The 18104-nt window shown below is 65.2% G+C and carries 15 protein-coding genes; 3 read left to right on the top strand and 12 right to left on the bottom strand.

Annotation, left to right across the window (positions count from 1 at the left end):
- Positions 1 to 148: 148 nt before the first annotated feature.
- From ACXHGZ_RS06085 to ACXHGZ_RS06040, 10 genes are all read right to left on the bottom strand, one after another.
- Positions 149 to 1279, bottom strand: coding sequence for a lactonase family protein (locus ACXHGZ_RS06085; RefSeq protein WP_480462876.1), 1131 nt, complete (start codon positions 1277 to 1279; stop codon positions 149 to 151).
- On the bottom strand, positions 1245 to 1532 hold the full coding sequence (locus tag ACXHGZ_RS06080; RefSeq protein ID WP_084855079.1) for a DUF5629 family protein: 288 nt from the start codon (positions 1530 to 1532) through the stop codon (positions 1245 to 1247). Before ACXHGZ_RS06080 ends, ACXHGZ_RS06085 begins: the two co-directional genes overlap by 35 nt.
- A 232-nt stretch (positions 1533 to 1764) precedes the next feature.
- Complete coding sequence (locus tag ACXHGZ_RS06075; RefSeq protein ID WP_480462875.1) at positions 1765 to 4167, bottom strand: efflux RND transporter permease subunit; 2403 nt, start codon at positions 4165 to 4167, stop codon at positions 1765 to 1767.
- Positions 4164 to 5177: a WD40/YVTN/BNR-like repeat-containing protein gene (locus tag ACXHGZ_RS06070; RefSeq protein ID WP_480463997.1), complete on the bottom strand. Its 1014-nt coding sequence runs from the start codon at positions 5175 to 5177 to the stop codon at positions 4164 to 4166. Before ACXHGZ_RS06070 ends, ACXHGZ_RS06075 begins: the two co-directional genes overlap by 4 nt.
- 285 nt (positions 5178 to 5462) lie before the next feature.
- Positions 5463 to 8120, bottom strand: a complete 2658-nt coding sequence (gene pepN / locus ACXHGZ_RS06065) for an aminopeptidase N (RefSeq protein WP_480462874.1) — start codon at positions 8118 to 8120, stop codon at positions 5463 to 5465.
- A 13-nt stretch (positions 8121 to 8133) separates the two neighbouring features.
- Complete coding sequence (locus ACXHGZ_RS06060; protein ID WP_480462872.1) at positions 8134 to 8964, bottom strand: DUF2797 domain-containing protein; 831 nt, start codon at positions 8962 to 8964, stop codon at positions 8134 to 8136.
- Positions 8961 to 9221 carry a YeaC family protein gene (locus tag ACXHGZ_RS06055; RefSeq protein WP_084855074.1) on the bottom strand — a complete coding sequence of 87 codons (261 nt, stop codon included), beginning with the start codon at positions 9219 to 9221 and terminating at the stop codon, positions 8961 to 8963. The genes ACXHGZ_RS06060 and ACXHGZ_RS06055 overlap by 4 nt, the downstream gene beginning before the upstream one ends.
- 13 nt (positions 9222 to 9234) lie before the next feature.
- On the bottom strand, positions 9235 to 10110 hold the full coding sequence (locus ACXHGZ_RS06050) for a rhomboid family intramembrane serine protease (protein WP_480462871.1): 876 nt from the start codon (positions 10108 to 10110) through the stop codon (positions 9235 to 9237).
- Positions 10107 to 11078 carry a metallophosphoesterase gene (locus tag ACXHGZ_RS06045; RefSeq protein WP_084855072.1) on the bottom strand — a complete coding sequence of 324 codons (972 nt, stop codon included), beginning with the start codon at positions 11076 to 11078 and terminating at the stop codon, positions 10107 to 10109. The genes ACXHGZ_RS06050 and ACXHGZ_RS06045 overlap by 4 nt, the downstream gene beginning before the upstream one ends.
- On the bottom strand, positions 11078 to 11968 hold the full coding sequence (locus ACXHGZ_RS06040; protein ID WP_084855071.1) for an NAD(+) kinase: 891 nt from the start codon (positions 11966 to 11968) through the stop codon (positions 11078 to 11080). The genes ACXHGZ_RS06045 and ACXHGZ_RS06040 overlap by 1 nt, the downstream gene beginning before the upstream one ends.
- Before the next feature lie 57 nt (positions 11969 to 12025).
- Between ACXHGZ_RS06040 and ACXHGZ_RS06035 the strand changes: the two genes are divergently transcribed.
- Both ACXHGZ_RS06035 and ACXHGZ_RS06030 read left to right on the top strand, forming a co-directional pair.
- Positions 12026 to 13015 carry a DUF1853 family protein gene (locus tag ACXHGZ_RS06035; RefSeq protein WP_480462868.1) on the top strand — a complete coding sequence of 330 codons (990 nt, stop codon included), beginning with the start codon at positions 12026 to 12028 and terminating at the stop codon, positions 13013 to 13015.
- Positions 13016 to 13179: 164 nt separating this feature from the next.
- Positions 13180 to 13725 carry a cytochrome b gene (locus ACXHGZ_RS06030; RefSeq protein ID WP_465001867.1) on the top strand — a complete coding sequence of 182 codons (546 nt, stop codon included), beginning with the start codon at positions 13180 to 13182 and terminating at the stop codon, positions 13723 to 13725.
- Here the strand turns inward: ACXHGZ_RS06030 and ACXHGZ_RS06025 are convergent.
- A complete protein-coding gene (locus ACXHGZ_RS06025; RefSeq protein WP_480462867.1) occupies positions 13716 to 14612 on the bottom strand; it encodes a 1-aminocyclopropane-1-carboxylate deaminase/D-cysteine desulfhydrase in 897 nt (298 codons plus the stop codon). The genes ACXHGZ_RS06030 and ACXHGZ_RS06025 overlap by 10 nt on opposite strands.
- A 148-nt stretch (positions 14613 to 14760) precedes the next feature.
- Positions 14761 to 16797 carry an oxidoreductase gene (locus tag ACXHGZ_RS06020; RefSeq protein WP_480462865.1) on the bottom strand — a complete coding sequence of 679 codons (2037 nt, stop codon included), beginning with the start codon at positions 16795 to 16797 and terminating at the stop codon, positions 14761 to 14763.
- A gap of 186 nt (positions 16798 to 16983) precedes the next feature.
- On the opposite strand from ACXHGZ_RS06020, the gene ACXHGZ_RS06015 reads away from it, so the two are divergent.
- Complete coding sequence (locus ACXHGZ_RS06015) at positions 16984 to 18102, top strand: carbon-nitrogen hydrolase family protein (RefSeq protein ID WP_084855066.1); 1119 nt, start codon at positions 16984 to 16986, stop codon at positions 18100 to 18102.
- Positions 18103 to 18104: the final 2 nt, after the last annotated feature.

Here is an 18104-nt window from a genome sequence, read left to right as displayed (position 1 = left end):
AGATCGCCAGGATCGGCGAAGAGAACAGCAACAGCACCACCGCCGCGATACGCCACATCATGCTTCACCTCTCGGAAGTCAAAAATACAGCGTCAAATTCAAACACATGGCGTTGTGCCATTACCAGCCTTTTCAATCCAATCGAGGGTCACTCGAGAAACTTGAGATCCGATGGCGCATCCTGGGCCAGCTTCTGCACGGTTTCGCCCAGCTTGCCGCTACGCGGGTCGCGGCGCAGGACCACGATCTGGTTGCTCTTCTGGTTGGCCACCAACAGGAATTTGCCGCTGGGGTCGAGGCTGAACTCCCGTGGGTGGTCGCCTTCGACGGAGCGGCGCTGCAACAGGGTCAGCTGGCCATCGTGCTTGTCGACCGCGTAGGCCACGATCTCATTGCTGGTGCCGCGGTTGCTGACATACAGGAAGCGCCCGTCGGCCGACAGGTGCAGCCCGCCGGCGGCCTTGGCCGCGGCCTCCTGCCGCTCGGTCAGGGGCAGGCGTTGGCGTTCCACCAGGTTGCCGTCCTGCACGTCGAACATCACCACCTCGGCGCTCATCTCCAGGGTGAGGTAGGCGTGCCGGCCCTTGGCATCGAACAGCAGGTGTCGCGGGCCGCTGCCTGGAGGCAGGCTGACCGACGCGGGAATCGCCGGGCTCAGCGGATGCTCGGGGCTGGCCCCGTCGTAGCGGTAGATGAACACCTGGTCGGCACCCAGGTCGCTGGCATAGAGGTGCCGGCCTTCGGGCGAGAACACCACCGAATGCACATGGGCCCCGGCCTGGCGCTCGGGGTTGACCTTGCTGGGCGCATGGCGCAATTGCTGGACCACGCCCTTGAGCTTGCCGTCGCGTGCCACCGGGAGCACCGCCAGGCTGCCGCCCGGCTCCGGCGCGACGGCATAGTTGGCAACGAACAGGTAACGCTGGTCATGGCTGAGGCTGGCGTGGGTCGGTTCGTCGCCACGGCTGGCCACCTGGTTGAGCAGCTTGATGTCACCCTTGGCATTCAGCGAAAAGCTGCTCACCTGGCCCTGGGGCGTTTCATTGACCGCGAACAGCAGGCGCTGGTCGGCGGACAGCACCAGCCAGGACGGGCTGACACTCTTGACCACCTGCAACGGCTTGGCATCGACCTGGCCGCTGTCGCTGTCGAAGCGGTAGCGGTAGATTCCTTGGCTGGCACCGTCGGTGTAGCTGCCAACGAGTAGTACCGCGGCATGGCTGTTCACTGTCAGGCCCATGAGACTAGCGGCCAGCAGGCTCTTCCAGATCTTCATCATCGTCATCTTCCGAAGCGCGCAGGGCATCCATACAGACTAGCCGATGCTCGCCTTCGGCATCGGCGAGCCGCCACTGGTCGCCCTCGGCGATGGCAGCGGCCACTTGTTCGGGGGTGAAGCGCCAACGGCGCAGCTGGCGACCGTCCATGCATTCGATCGAAAGGCCTGAGTCGTCGTAGGTGAAGTCGAAGGCGTGGAGCCCGTCGATCAGCAGCATGTCGCAGGCTGCGAGGGCGGTGGCGAGGGAAGACATTGGAGCACCAGGTAAAAAGTGGGGCGCCAGTATAACCCCGGGCCTGCTGTGCAGCCCAATCGCCGGCAAGCCGGCTCCCACAGGGATTTCGCAAGTCTTGAGAGCGGCGCAATCTCGGTGGGAGATTACCCAGCCCTTCGGGCTGCGCTGTCGCGCAGAGAACAAGCGGCCAATGCTGCCTCTGTGGGAGCCGGCTTGCCGGCGATTGGGCCGCAAGGCGGCCCCGTGTGGATCAATGGGCGAAGATCGACCCGCCCACCTTGCCCGCCAGCTTCTGCGGCTTGATCAGGAACCGCGCCAGCGCCGGCAGCAGCCACAGCGCGCCAAACATGTTCCACAGCAACATGAAGGTCAGCATCAGGCCCATGTCGGCCTGGAACTTGATCGCCGAGAAGATCCAGGTGCACACGCCGATGGCCAGGCACAGCCCGGTGAACAGCACGGCCTTGCCGGTCGACCGCAGGGTTTCGTAATAGGCCTCCTGCAGCGGCAGGCCGGCACGCAGGAAGCTCTCCAGGCGGCTGTAGATGTAGATGCCGTAGTCCACGCCGATACCTACGCCCAAGGCGACCACCGGCAAGGTGGCAACCTTCACGCCGATGCCCATGAAGGCCATCAGGGCGTTGCCCAGCACCGAGGTCAGCACCAGGGGCAGGACGATGCACAGGGTCGCGGCGAACGAACGGAAGGTGATCAGGCACATCACCGCCACGCACAGGTAGACCAGCACCAGGATGGTCAGCTCGGCCGACTTGATCACCTCGTTGGTGGCCGCCTCGATGCCGGCATTACCCGCCGCCAGGAGGAACTGCAGGCCATCCTTGTTGTGATTGTCGGCAAAGGCCTTGGCCACCGAGGTCACGCGCTCCAGAGTCTCGGCCTTGTGGTCGTTGAGGAACACCAGCACCGGCGCCAGGGAACAGTCGGCGTTGTACAGGCCGTCGGCACGGGCGATGGAATTGTTGAGCACGTCCGGGTTGCGCGACAGGGTTTCCCATTTCAGGCTGCCCTCGTTCATGCCCTTGATCACCTGCTTGGACACGGTGACCAGGGAAATCGCCGACTGCACGCCCGGGGTGTTCTCCATGGTCCACATCAGCTCGTCGATCGGCGCCATGGTGGAATGGATCGAGCAGCTCTCCGACGGCGTCTTGACCATGATCACCAGCACGTCGGAACTGGTGGAGTAGTTGTTGATGATGAAGTTGTTGTCCTGGTTGTAGCGTGAGTCCGGACGCAGCTCCGGCGCGCCCTGGTCGAGGTCGCCGATCTTCAGGTTCTGGCTGTACCACAGGCCACCGGCGAAGGCCGCCAGGGCCAGGGCGATGGACACCGGCGCCACCTTGGGGCTGGCGAAATTGGCCAGCAGGCGCCAGAACGGGTGTTCGCGGGTCGCGTCCTTCTTGCTGCGGGCGATGGCCTTCTGGCTGATGCCCACATAGGAGATCGCCACCGGCAACAGGATCAGGTTGGTGAAGACGATCACCGCCACGCCGATCGACGCACCGATGGCCAGCTCGCGGATCACCCCGATGTCGATCACCAGCAAAGTGATGAAGCCCACGGCGTCGGCCAGGATGGCGATCATGCCCGGCAGGAACAGCTGGCGGAACGTGCGCCGAGCTGCGGTCAGGGCATTGTCGGCACCGCTGGACTGCAAAGCGATACCGTTGATCTTCTGCACGCCATGGGAGATGCCGATGGCGAAGATCAGGAACGGCACCAGCATCGAATACGGGTCCAGCCCGAAGCCCACTGCATGCATCAACCCCAGTTGCCAGACCACCGCCACCAGGGTGGTGATAAGGACCGCGATGGTGCTGCGGATGCACCAGGTGAACCAGTACAGCAAGGCCCAGGTGATGGCCAGGGCCACGCCGAAGAACATCACCACCATCACCAGACCGTCGATCAGGTCACCGACCTTCTTGGCGAAGCCGACGATATGCACCTTCACGTTGGGGTTCTGGGCCTGGAACTTGTCGCGGATCTTCTCTTCCAGCTGGTGGGAGAACTGCTGGTAGTCGAGCTTGACCTGCTTGCTCTGGTCCTGTGGGTCCGGGTAGCTCTCCATCAACGGCACGTCGACGATGCTGGACTTGAAGTTGTTGGCCACCAGGCGCCCGACCTGGCCGGACTTGAGCACGTTGTCGCGCAGCTCCTCGAGGCTTTGCGCCGAGCCGTTGTAGGTGTTGGGGATCACCTCGCCGCCAGCGAAACCGTCTTCGGTGACCTCGGTCCAGCGCACCGCCGGGCTCCACAGCGACTTGAGCCCCGCACGGTCGACGCCAGGAATGTAGAAGACCTCGTCGTGGATCTGGCGCAGGGTCTCCATGTAGTCCTTGTCGAAGATATCGCCATTGACCGCCTCCACCGAGATACGCACGGTGTTGCCAAGGTTGGCCAGGTCGTTGCGGTGCTCGATCATCTGTTCGATGAACGGGTGCTGCAGCGGGATCATCTTCTCGAAGCTGGTGGACGGGCGGATCTGCGTGGCCTGCCAGAACAGGAAGATGCTCACCAGCAGGCACAGGGCAATGACCACCGGCCGGTTGTTGAAGATCAGCCGCTCGAGCAGGGTGGCCTTGTCCTGATGGTGTTGCTGGTGCATGTCGAAGCTCTCCCGGCTGGTCATGGCTGCACCTCCTCGGCGCCCTGGGCAGTGGCCAGGTGCACCCCGCCCTGCCCGACCAGCAGCAAGCCGCCGTCGGCAAGGCCCGTGGCAGCCGACAAGGCGATGCGGTCGGCGCGGTTGTAGACCGAGAAGCTCTGGCCGTCATCCTGGCTGCGCAATACGCTGCCACTGTTACCCACCAGCACCAGGCTGCCATCTTCCAGAAGCGTAGCGCTTGCCAGGCCGAACTCGAATGGGCCGCGGGCGGTCTTGAGCGGGATCGGTTGCCAGGTATCGCCGAAATCGGTGGAGCGCAGCAGGTTGCCGCGCAGGCCATAGGCCAGCAGGCTGCGCGCCTGGGTGGTGCCGATCACACCGAACAGCGACCCCTCGTAGGGACTCTGGACCACGGACCAGCTCTGGCCGTTATCGCTGGAGCGGAACATGCTGCCCTGCTCGCCGACGATGAACAGGCCGGCGTCCTTGACCTGGGCGATGGCGTTCAGGTGCAGCTGGTCGGGGTTGTCCAGGCGCTCGCCGATGTCCTGCCAATGCTGGCCACCATCGGTGGTCTCGAGCAATGCGCCATAGGCGCCGACGGCGAAACCGTGCTGGGCATCGAGGAAGGCGACATCGAGCAGGGGCGCCTCGCGGGCGAGGTCTTCGAACTGCTTGCTCCAGGTGGCGCCACCATCGTTGCTGGCCAGCACCTGGGCGTCATGACCGACGGCCCAGCCACGCTTGTCGTCGAGGAAGAACACGGCGGTGAGCAGTTGACGGGTAGGTACCCGGGCCTGGGCCCAGGTCTTGCCCTGGTCGTCGGAGAACAGGATATGGCCCCGGTCACCGACCACCACCAGCCGCTTGCCGGCATGGGCGACATCGATCAGCAGGCTCTGGCTGGCCCGCGCCGACTCCACCGAATACTCCTCGGCCGCCGCGGCTCGTGCACCACCTGTTCCTGTCGCCAACGCCAACGCCAGCAGCGCACTGGCCGCCAGCGGCCAGGCACCGCGCCTGGCTTGCGCCATCACCCGATCCGTCATGATCGCCCCCTGTTGTGTTCTTGTAGTGGGTCAATCTATTGCCAGGTACTGCGAAAAGCCTGTTCCAGAGCCCTGCAATAGCTTTGGGGCCATCGTATCGGGGTTATCGGCGGGAAGACAACGAGCGGGACGTTATGTTTTGTTAAGCACTCGAAAGCATCACGGGGCAAGCCCGCGCCTACACCGGACCGCACCACCCTGAAGGCCGCGCTGTACCACTGTAGGAGCGGGCTTGCCCCGCGAAAGGGCCGCCAAGCGGCCCCCTAAGCCTTATGCCAAGCTCTTGCTCACCACTTCATACACATCGCTGGACAACGCCCCAGACGCCAAAATCCGCTCCAGCTCGCCACGCATCAACGCCTGGCGTGCATCGTCGTACTTGCGCCAGCGGGTCAGCGGCGCCAGCTGGCGCGAAGCGATCTGTGGGTTGAGGGCGTTGAGCTCGATCACCAGGTCCGCCAGGAAGCGGTAGCCCGAACCGTCGGCGGCATGGAAGTTCACCAGGTTCTGCCCGGCGAAGGCACCGATCAGCGCGCGCACCTTGTTCGGGTTCTTCAAGGTGAAGGCCGGGTGCTGCATCAGCGCCTTGACCCGCGCCAGGCCGCCCGGCAGGGGGCTGGCCGCCTGCACGCTGAACCACTGGTCCATGACCAGCGGGTTGTCCTTGAAGTGCTCGGCGAAAGCTTCCAGGGCCTTGGCGCGCTCGGCCTCGAACGGCGAGTTGACCAGCACCGCCAGGGCGGTGAGGCGCTCGGTCATGTTGTCGCACTGGTCGAACTGTTCCAGCGTTGCCGCCAGCACCTCTGGCTTGCCGCTGAGCATCAGGTACGACAGGGCGATGTTCTGCAGGCTGCGCCGGGCGAAGTGCTCGGCCTCGGCGACATAGGCGGTTTTCGCCGACACCTCGCGGTTGGCCTGGTAGCGCGCCCACAGGGCATCGAACAGTTGCTCGGCGATCTGCTTGCGGGCGAACTCACGGGCAGCGTGGATGGCCTCGACGTCGGCCACCTGGCTGATCTCGGTCAGGTACGCCTCGCCTGGCAGCGAGAGCATCTCGGCGACCATCGCCGCGTCCAGCGACGCGTTGCCCAGCACGGTGCCCAGCGCCGTGATCAGGCGCTGGTCGAGCTTGAGCGCCTCGCCGCGCTGATGCTGGCCGATCAGCTCCTGCAACACCTGCACCGACAGTTGCTGCCCCGCCTCCCAGCGGTTGAAACCGTCGCTGTCGTGCTGCATGAGGAACATCAGCTGGTCGCGGTCGTAGGGGAAGCTCAGCTTGACCGGCGCGCTGAAGCCGCGCAGCAACGAGGGCAGCGGCTTGGCCGCGATGCCTTCGAAGGTGAAAGTCTGCTCAGCCTCGGTCACCGACAGTACGCGGCTTGTGCCCTGTGGCGCGGCTTCGCCAGCCAGGCGCAGCGGCAGGTCGTTGCCCTGGGCATCGAGCAGGCCCAGCTCGACTGGGATCACGAACGGCAGCTTCTGGGCTTTGTCCGGGGTCTGCGGGCAGCTCTGGCGGAAGGTCAGGCTGTAGCGCTGGGCCGCGGCGTCATAGGCTTCGCTGACCTCCAGGCGCGGGGTGCCGGCCTGGTTGTACCAGCGCTTGAACTGGGTGAAGTCGACACCGTTGGCGTCTTCCATGGCCTTGATGAAATCGTCGGTGGTCACCGCCTGGCCATCGTGGCGCTCGAAGTACAGGTCGCTGCCCTTGCGGAAGCCCTCCGCGCCCAGCAGGGTACGCACCATGCGCACCACCTCGGCACCCTTTTCGTACACGGTCAGGGTGTAGAAGTTGGAAATCTCGATGAAGCTGTCCGGGCGCACCGGGTGGGCCATGGGGCCTGCGTCCTCGGCGAACTGGTGGGTACGCAGGTAGGCCACGTCCTCGATGCGCTTGACCGTACGCGAGTTCATGTCGGCACTGAACTCGGCATCGCGGAACACCGTGAAGCCTTCCTTGAGCGACAGCTGGAACCAGTCGCGGCAGGTCACGCGGTTGCCCGACCAGTTATGGAAGTACTCGTGGGCCACCACGCCTTCGACGCGCTGGTGGGCGGCATCGGTGGCGGTCTCGGCCCGGGCCAGCACACAACTGGAGTTGAAGATGTTCAGGCCCTTGTTTTCCATGGCGCCCATGTTGAAGTCGTTGACTGCAACGATCATGAAGATGTCCAGGTCGTACTCGCGGCCATAGACTTCTTCGTCCCAGCGCATGGACTTCTTCAGGCTGACCATGGCGTGGTCGCACTTGTCGATGTTCTCGGGCTCGACATAGATGCGCAGGGTCACATCGCGGCCGGACTGGCGGGTGAAGGTGTCCTCGACGCACCACAGGTCACCGGCGACCAGAGCGAACAGGTAGGCCGGCTTCTTGAACGGGTCTTCCCAGGTGGCCCAGTGGCGGCCATCTTCCGACGGGCCGTTGCCGACGGGGTTACCGTTGGACAGCAACACCGGGTAGCGATGCTGCTCGGCGATCACCGTGGTGGTGAAGGTGCTCATCACGTCCGGGCGATCGAGGTAGTAGGTGATCTTGCGGAACCCCTCGGCCTCGCACTGGGTGCAGAACATCTTGCCGGACTTGTACAGGCCTTCGAGGGCCGTGTTGCTTTCCGGGTGGATCCGCACGCTGGTGTCGAGGGTGAAGCGCTCGGCCTTGGGCTGCAGGGTCAGGCTGTCGTCGTCGAGCTGGTAGTCGCCGGCTGCCAAGGCCTGGTCGTCGAGCTGCACGCTCAGCAGCTCCAGTTGCTGGCCGTCGAGCACCAGTGGCGGCAGGCCGGCGCCGCGCGCCGGGTTGCGGCGCATGACCAGCTGCGCATGGACCAGGCTGTGGTCCTCGAACAGCTCGAAGGTCAGGTGCGTCTCGTCGATCAGGTACTCGGGCGCCTGGTAGTCCTTGAGGTAGATCACTTGCGGTTGTTCGGTACGCATAGTGCTGGTCCTTTTACTGGTGCACGGCCAACTGGTAGGCCGTGTACTTGCGAATGTTGATCACGCCGGTGTCGAAGATCAGGTACTGGCCCTTGATGCCCAGCAGCGTGCCTTCGGCCACCGGGTCCTTGTCGAGGTTGAAGCTGACGATTTTTTTCGGGTAGGCCTCGACCGGGTAGCGCATCTGGACCACCTCGGCATCGGGTACCGGCTGGATGGCCTGCAGGCCGAAGCGCGCCTGCAGACCGCGCAGGCCCTCGGCACAGGCATCGAAGACCTGCTCGCGGATGGCCGGCAGGTCGAGCACCTCGGCATCGCCCTTGAGCAGCGTGCGCCAGTTGGTGCGGTCCGGCACCTGGCTGCGCAGCAGGTCTTCGACCAGGCCCGACTGCTGTCGGGTGGCCACGCGCATGATCGGCAGGGCCTGGCTGGCGCCCTGGTCGAGCCAGCGCGTGGGCAGCTGGGTGGCACGAGTGATGCCGACCTTGATGCCCGACGAGTTGGCCAGGTACACCACATGGTCGGTCATGCAGAACTGCTCGCCCCACGACGGCTCGCGGCAGGTGCCGGCGTCGTAATGGCATTTTTCCGGGGCCATGATGCACACGTCGCACTGGGCCAGCTTGGTCATGCAGGGGTAGCAATAGCCCTGGCTGAAGCTGGTCTTGGTGCGCTTGCCGCAATGGCTGCAATGGATGACGCCAAGGTATTCCAGGCGCACGGTGGACCCGATCAGCGGGTTGACCGGCACCTGCTCCTCACCCAGGCGGAAACTGTATTGAACGACCGGTGCTTCCAGGCGCACCGCCATCTTGCTCAAAGAGCCACGAGCGAGTTCGATCAATGTACCGAGTCCGATTTGAACAGGATGTTGGGGACCGGTGCCGACTTCGACGCGCACTCCTGGGGGCCCATGTAGCCGGTGCGCTGCTCCTCGGGCAGGTTCTTCATCTCCCAGGCGATCACCGCCTGCAGGGACAGTTCCTTCTGCTCCGGGGTCAGCTTGCGGCCGTCGGCCCATTTGCCGATTTCCACGGCCAGCTTCAGGCTTTCGTAGATTTCGGGGGTGATGTTCTGGATCATTTGCGCGAACGTGGACATAGCGTCTCCTCAATCAGGCCGACAGTTTACGCCGTGCCAGCGCCCCGCCCAAGAGCCCGGTCAGGCATCCGATGAGCAGCCCGCCGACGTGGGCGGCATTGGCGACCTGGCCGAAGCCGAGCTGGCCGACCACACCCGTCAGGCACACCAACAGCCAGATGAGCATCATCACCAGCACGCCCTTGGGCAGGCTGAACAGGGGGTTGGGCGCCAGCCACTGGTACAGCCACACGTGCCCGAGCAGGCCATAGAGCACGCCGGACAAACCGCCGAACAGGCTGGGGCCGCTGGTGTAGTGCTGGGCAAGGTTCGAGACCAGGCTGAACACCAGGGTCAGGCCCAGCAGCATCCATGGGCCTTGGCGCAGTTCGATGCGCTTGCCCAGCTCCCAGTACCAGAGGGCGTTCATCGCCAGGTGCAGGACGCCGAAGTGCAGCAGCATGGGCGATACCAGGCGCCACCACTGCCCTTCGGCCAGGCCCTGGGCCAGCGGGGTGAAGTACAGGTACTCGCCCTGTACACGGAATTCCAGGAAGGTGAACCAACCGATGGTCGACAGGTTGTCACCCAGGCCAGTCACGCCGGCCACCACCAGGCACAACAGCAATATGGCGGCAGTGACCTTGCAGGCGCGGGCCTGATCGGCCAGGGAGGGCTGGGCCGGGCCGTTCGCGGGTAGGCCCGCACCTTGGATGTCCAGGTCATCGTTGCCTTCGGGGAAGCGCTGGTACAACTGGCGCACGTCGTCGGCCAGCGACTCGGGCACCCAGAGCACCTGCTCCTGGCCCTCCTCGACCACCCGGTGCGGCACCTGCAGGCGCCGCAGCATCCGCACGAACCCGCCCAGGTCCACTGCCAGCGGCAGGCGCATCGCCTCGACCACGTTCATTGGTTGGCCTGCGGGCGGTCGACATCGACCCAGACGAACTTGTGCGGGTCGATGCGGGTTTCGTCGTCCAGGCGGTAGGCCGCCAGCTTGCCGTAGAGCACCGCGCTGTAGTCCAGGCAGGCCAGGTTGGCGCGGATCGGCGCGGGTCGGCCGCTGCGCCAGTAATGGCCGACGAACAGCAAAGGCTCGTCCTCGCCGTAACGCAGCAGGGCATTCTTCTCGCTGTGACTCAAGGGTGTGCGGGCCACTTCCTCGGGCAGGGCGTCGGGCTGGAACACGATATCTCCGTAGGTCTGTGGGTCTTCTTCCCAGAACTTGGTGCGGAAGAAGGCACGGGTCAGGCCATCGCCGCCGGTCAGCGTCAGGCCGTCCGGCAGGCGCATGTCGGTGCCGCGCAGCAGGCGGTTGCACACGGTGGCGGCGAAGCTGCCGGACACCGCCGAGGCCTGGATGAAGTGTTCGTCGATGCATCCGTCGGGGTATTCCCGGCGCAGCGGCTCGATCAGGCGAGGGTCCCAACAGGCATGCACCAGGCGGAAACGGCCAGCGTCGACGAACAGCGGCAAGGTGTAGAACCACTCGAGGAAGTCATGCCAGTCGCCCGGGTGCTGGGCGAACTGGGTCAGGGTTTCGTCGATCAGGCGGGCATGGCGGGGCGTATGCTCGCGCACGTAGGCCTTGCCACTGCCGGGCAACGCTGGGGTGACCCAGGCCAGGGCGTTGTATTCATGGTTACCCATGATGCAGAACCCTTGGCCGGCCTCGACCATGTCATGGACGATGTGCAGCGCCTCGCGGATACGCGGGCCGCGGTCGACGATGTCGCCCAGGAACAGCGCCTGGCGCCACGGGTGGCGCCAGACACCGCCGATGCGCTTGTAGCCGAGGGTGTCGAGCAGGCGTTCCAGGGTCAGGGCACAACCGTGGACATCGCCGATGATGTCGAAACTTCGCGCCGGATCGAGCATCAGTCGCCTCCACCACCCAAACGGCTGCCCCAGCCGAGTTTGGTGCGGCAGACCTCGTAGTAGTTGTGGTCCAGCGGATGGATCAGGCGCAGCTTCTGCGGTTTCTTGCATACCGTGATGGTATCGCCCGGCGCGCAGGTGAAATGGTTCTGGCCATCGCAGGACACCTGCGGGTAGATCGTCAGGTCTTGCGACACCACGATCTTCAGTTCGCTGTTGCCGTCCACCACGATCGGCCGCCCGGAGAGGGTGTGCGGGTACATCGGCACGATGACGATGGCGTCGAGCTTGGGGTGCATGATCGGCCCGCCAGCGGATAGCGCGTAAGCGGTGGAGCCGGTGGGGGTGGCGACGATCAGGCCGTCGGCCTTCTGGCTGCAGACGAACTGGCCATCGATGTAGATCTCGAATTCGATCATCCGCGTCGACTTGCCCGGGTGCAGCACCACGTCGTTGAGCGCATCGCCCTGGCCAATGGCCTCGTTGTGGCGGCGCACCTCGGCCTGGAGCAGGAAGCGGTTTTCCACCAGGTAATGGCCGTCGAGCACCTCGGCGACCTTGACCTCGAGTTCATCGGGGCGAATGTCGGTGAGAAACCCCAGGCTGCCACGGTTGATGCCCAGCACCGGGATGTTGTGCCGGGCCAGGGCGCGGGCTGCGCCCAGCAGGCTGCCGTCGCCACCGACCACGATGACCAGGTCGCACACCTCGCCCAGCAGCTTGCGCGTGGAGGTCTGCAGACCATGGCCGGGCAGCACCTCGGCGATGGTGTCCTCGAGGATCACGTGCAGGTGGCGCTCGAGCAGGAATTTTTTCAGCCGGCGAATGGTGTCGAGCACCTGGGAGCTGCCAAGGCGTCCGATGATACCGATATTGCGAAATTGCTCCATGGGGCTCCTGCGAGGCTCTGCGGCGGGTGACGGGTGGCCGGTGCGGCCTCGGGGATTATGGGCGAAACGACCGGCCAGCGGCAAACCGGCTATGCTCGCGGGATGATGCCGTTCGCCGATCTCCACGCCCTGCCCTGCCAACTGCGCCGCCCTGCGGTGCGCGACCTGGCATGGGTATTGGTGTCGCCACCTTTGCTCGGCCAGCCGCCCTGCGCGCAACGCCACCCGCTGGCCGCCAGTACCTGGGCGCAAGACCCCGCGCGCCTGCGTCAATGGCTGCTGGCGCTGGATCAGAACGACCGGCCGCTGCGCGACTGGCTCGCCCGCCTCACCAGCCACCGCCTGGGCCTGTACTACGAAAGCCTGTGGCAGTTCGCCCTGGGCCAGGCGCCCGGCATCGAGTTGCTGGCGGCCAACCTGCCGATCCGTGAAGGCGGGCATACCCTCGGGGAGCTGGATATCATCCTGCGTGACCGAGAGGGTGTGCACCACCTGGAACTGGCCATCAAGCTCTACCTCGGGCCACCTGGCGGGGATGGCCACGACCCGGCGCATTGGCTGGGCCCAGGCTGCCACGACCGGCTGGACCGAAAGCTGAACCACCTGGCCGGGCACCAATTGCCCATTTCGGCCAGTGCCCAGAGCCGCACGGCCCTGGCGCTGCTAGGCGTGAGCGAGGTTCATGCGCATGCCTGGCTCGGTGGCTACCTGTTCTACCCCTGGCCGAGGCATGCGCAAGCGCCGGTCGGCGCCGATCCACACCATCTGCGTGGGCGCTGGCTGCATCGAAGCGATTGGGACAGTTACCGGCAAGCCAGCCCCGCCGGGCGCTGGCAGCCTCTGGCCCGGCATGCCTGGCTGGCGCCTGCGCGGATCGAGGCGCACGCGTGCTGGTCGCCTATGCAATTCGACGCTTGGCTTGGCGAACTGGATAGCCAGGCGCCGGCGCACATGCTGGTCCGTTTGGAAGACGCCGGAAACGGTAACTGGGAAGAAGCCGAGCGCTTGTTCCTGGTCGCGGATGATTGGCCCTACCTACCGGCTTGATAGCTGTCACCGCTCCTGTAGGAGCGGGCTTGGCCCGCGATTGGGCCAGCATTGCCAACATCAATTTCAAAGACCTGGCTCAAAGAAAAATCCTCAGCGAACGATTAGAGTTGCAATCAAGCGCCACAAAGAGCGCTCCCCCGACCTGATGATGAGGACTACCCATGGTTTCACCCGCCCCCTCGACGCACTACGCGCGCCTCTCGATCACCCTGCACTGGCTCATGCTGGTACTGCTGGCCGCCGTCTATGCCACCATCGAGCTGCGCGGCCTGTTTCCCAAGGACAGCGCCGAACGCAACCTGATGAAGGACCTGCACTTCATGCTGGGCCTGACGGTGTTCATCCTGGTCTGGCTGCGCCTGGCCATGCGCCTGATCCGCCCTGCCCCGCCGATCCTGCCCAAGCCACCGGCCTGGCAGACGGGCCTGGCGCACCTGGTGCACGTACTGCTGTACCTGATGATGATCGGCCTGCCCGTGGCAGGCTGGTTGATCCTGAGCGCCGCCGACAAGCCGATCCCCTTCTACGGCCTCGAGCTTCCGGCATTGACCGCCCCGGATACAGACCTGGCCAAGTTCATCAAAGGCTGGCATGAACGCATCGGTAGCTGGGGTTACTGGCTGATCGGCGTGCACGCCGTGGCCGGCCTCTACCACCACTACGTCCAGCGCGACAACACGCTGGTGCGCATGCTGCCTCACCGGTAGCCGCGACGCCCCTGCAGCCCACCGGTATGCAGGAAGATCAGGCGCGTGCCAGGCGCAAAGCGCCCGACCGCGACCTGGTCTCGCAAGGCCATCAAGGCCTTGCCGGTGTATACGGCCTCCAGCGGCACGCCGCTGTGACGCTCGCTCTCGTCGATGAAGGCCAGCAGTTCATCGTCGAAGCGACCGAACCCGCCCCGGCAGGCGTCGTGCAGTTCATGGCCGCCGTACACCAGCCCGGCGAGGTTCTGCTCGACGCCATGGCCACGCGGCACTGCCAATGAGCCATGTACCATCCGGCCGCCAGCTTCGGCGAGCACCAGGCCCGCCAGGGTGGTACCCGTGCCGACCGCCAGCCACCACCCGTCATGGCCTGCCCAGCCCATGCTTCCGAGCTGCGCCCTCGCCTGCTCGACGATCAACCGGCAGCCCTCGGCACCGGCCAGCCCTGCACCGCCTTCGGGAATGCAGTGCCAGCCCGGGTAACGTGCTTGCCAGGGCGCCCAAAAGCCTGCCTGGTGACGTTCGCGGTAACCGCCGTAGCCCAGCCAGTGCAACTCCATGCCCAAGGCTTGCAAGTCACGCACCGTGGGGGTGTCCTGCGCGTGGCCACGCAACAGCCCGGCGGTGGCGAAGCCGAAGCGCTTGCCTGCTGCTGCCAAGGCATGAAGATGATTGGAATGATTGCCCCCCAGGCTGATCAGACCCGGTGCGCCGGCGGCCTGGGCCTCGAGAAGGTGGTGGCGCAGCTTGAACCATTTGTTGCCACTGACCAGCGGGTCGATGAGGTCCAGGCGCAGCACCGCGACCTCGACACCGGCTTGGTCGAGCCAGGGCAAGAGCAATGGTTGCAATGGAGCTTGGGGAAGATCGGCGAAGGTTTCGGACATCGAGCGAGTATATCAACAGCCTGGCCCGGCCCAATCGCCGGCAAGCCGGCTCCCACAAGTTCAGCGGTGTCTACAACAGCAGCGCAGGACCGGTGGGAGCCGGCTTGCCGGCGATTGGGCCGCACAGCGGTCCGTTCCAACCGGCCGATCACAACTGCGCAGCCAACCTCGACCCCTGGTTGATCGCCCGCTTGGCATCGAGCTCCGCCGCCACATCGGCGCCGCCGATCAAATGCACCGATTGCCCCGCCGCCACCAACCCGTCGTACAACTCGCGCAACGGTTCCTGGCCCGCGCAGATCACCACGTTGTCCACCGCCAGCACCTGCGGCTCGCCCTCACCGATGCGCACATGCAGGCCATCGTTGTCGATCGCCAGGTATTCGACGCTGTTGAGCATCTGCACCTGCTTGTTCTTCAGGCCCGTGCGGTGGATCCAGCCGGTGGTCTTGCCCAGGCCATCGCCCACCTTGGATTTCTTGCGCTGCAGCAGGTACACCTGGCGGGCCGGCGCGTGCGGTTCGGCCTTGATGCCTGCGACGCCGCCCCGGGCCTCGAGACGGGTATCGATGCCCCACTCCTTCCAGAACGCCTGGCGGTCCTGGCTGGTGGCCACGCCCTCATGCACCAGATACTCGGACACGTCGAAGCCGATCCCCCCCGCACCGATCACCGCCACCCGCTTGCCCACCGGCTTGCGCTCGAGCAGCACGTCCAGGTAGCTCAACACCTTGGCATGCTCGATGCCCGGAATCGCCGGCGTACGCGGGCTGATGCCGGTGGCGAGAATGATTTCATCAAAACCGCCCGCCACCAGCTCATCGACCCCGACCCGAGTATTCAGGCGCAGGTCGACACCGGTGCGCGCCACCTTGTTGCGGAAGTAACGCAAGGTTTCATGGAACTCTTCCTTGCCCGGCACACGCTTGGCCACGTTGAACTGCCCGCCGATCTCGCTGGCACTGTCGAACAGCGTCACCCGATGGCCTCGCTCGGCGGCCACGGTAGCCGCGGCCAGACCTGCGGGGCCCGCACCGACCACGGCGATGCGCTTGATCTGGGTGACTGGGAGGTAGTTGAGCTCGGTCTCGTGGCAGGCACGAGGGTTGACCAGGCAACTGGTGAGCTTGCCGGCGAAGGTGTGGTCCAGGCAGGCCTGGTTACAACCGATGCAGGTGTTGATCTCGTCGCTGTGGCCTGCGGCGGCCTTGTTGACGAACTCCGGGTCAGCCAGGAAAGGCCGGGCCATGGACACCATGTCGGCATCGCCTTCAGCCAGCACGGCCTCGGCCACCTCGGGCGTGTTGATGCGGTTGGTGGTGATCAGCGGAATGCTCACAACGCCACGCAACTTGGCGGTCACTTTGGTGAAAGCCGCGCGCGGCACCTTGGTGGCAATGGTCGGAATACGCGCCTCGTGCCAGCCGATACCGGTGTTGATCAAGGTAGCCCCGGCCTGCTCGATGGCCTTGGCCAGTTGCACGATCTCGTCCCAGGTGCTGCCCCCGTCCACCAGGTCGAGCATCGACAGGCGGAAGATGATGATGAAATCGGTCCCTACTGCCTCACGCACCCGGCGCACGATTTCCACGGCCAGGCGCATGCGGTTCTCATAGCTGCCGCCCCAACGGTCGGTACGCTGATTGGTATGGGCGGCGAGGAACTGGTTGATGAAGTAGCCTTCCGACCCCATGATCTCGACGCCATCGTAGCCCGCGCGCTGGGCCAGCGTGGCACAGTTGACGAAGTCTGCGATCTGCTTTTCGATGCCCTGCTCGTCCAGTTCCTTGGGTTTGAACGGGTTGATCGGCGCCTGGATGGCGCTGGGCGCGACCTGGCGGGGGCTATAGGCGTAACGCCCGGCGTGGAGGATCTGCAGGCAGATCTTGCCACCCGCGGCATGCACGGCCTCGGTGACGATCCGGTGCTTGTCGGCCTCCTCCTCGGTACTGAGCTTGGCCGCGCCGGAATACACGCCGCCTTCGTCGTTCGGCGCGATACCACCGGTGACCATCAGGCCAACGCCGCCGCGGGCACGTTCAGCGAAATACGCCGCCATGCGCTCGAAGCCGCCCGGGCGCTCTTCCAGGCCGGTGTGCATCGAGCCCATCAGGGTGCGGTTGCGCAGGGTGGTGAAGCCCAGGTCCAGCGGGGCCAGCAAGTGCGGGTAACGGTCGGCAGCCATGGATGAACTCCCTATCAGGCGTGATCACGGTATGCGGGCGCCTCGCAGGCCCCGTCGTTTGTCTGGCCCTGACATTAAACAGGCGTTTGATCGCACTCAATGATCGAAAGTGACAACTTGTTGATCCTGCTATACAGCAGGTCTACCCTAGGACACCCTTGATTAGGAAGGTGCCCTGGCCGCCCCATGCGAAAACTCCTGGCAAGCGCCCTGGCGCTGGTAATGATCGCCGCGCTCTGCGGCTACGGTTTCTGGACCCTGCAGCGGCCGGAAGGCCACTACCTGTCCGACCTGCGCATCGAACTGGCGCTCAACCATGGCGTGCCGGGCGAGCATGGCAACCTGCTGGGGGTCGAACCCCTGCTCTACCCAGGCGACTACCAGAACCTGCAGCGCTTGCACCGCAAGCTGTCGGCCTACCTGGAACAAGCCCGCGCCCAGGGCCTGGTGGGGCCGCGTACCGTGGTGGTGTTGCCCGAACACATCGGCACCTGGCTGTGGGCCCGCGGCGAAAAGAACGAGCTGTACCAGGTGACCCAGCGCCGGGAGGCCTGGCAATGGCTGGAGCTGAGCAACCCACTGCGCTACGGCCTGGCCATGCTCACCGCCACGGGCGACGACCGCCGCGCCGACGCCCACCTGCGCATGAAAGCCGAGCAGATGGCCCGCGACTATCAACAACTGTTCGGTGGCCTGGCCAAGGAATTCGGTGTAACGCTGGTGGCAGGCTCCATCGTACTTCCCGCTCCATACGTGGACCGCGGCATCCTGCACCCTGGCAGCGGCCCGCTGTTCAACAGCAGCCTGGTGTTCGGCGCCGACGGCACCGTGCTCGGCCAACCGCAGCGCCAGCAGTATCCCGACAGCGAAGTGCGTCGCTACATCCATGATGGCCGCCAGCACCCGCTGCAGGTCATCCAGACCCCGGCCGGACGCCTGGGTGTGCTGGTGGGCAGCGACAGTTGGTATCCGGAAAACTACCAGCAGTTGGCCCGCCAATCGGTGGAGCTGATCGCCAACCCGGTGTTTCTCACCGGCAAGCACACCTGGAATGCTCCCTGGCGAGGCAATCGCCACCAGGACGCCGCCAGTGCACTGCCACTGCAGCGCGGCGAGGTCGATGAACAGGCTGCCTGGCAGCGCCTGACCCTGACTGCCAACGCCAGCACGCCCAGCCTGAGCGTATTCCTGCGCGGCCAGTTCTGGGAACAGGGCAGCGACGGCCAGGGCTTTGCCAACCAGGCAGGCCAGCACCTGGCCGGCAACCCCAGCCAGGGTGCCCGTCTGCTCAACCTCTGGCTGTGATC

The sequence above is a fragment of the Pseudomonas shiyinii genome (assembly GCF_056725765.1).
The sequence above is the reverse complement of the archived record's forward strand: the minus strand, read 5'-3'. Positions and strand labels throughout refer to the sequence as shown.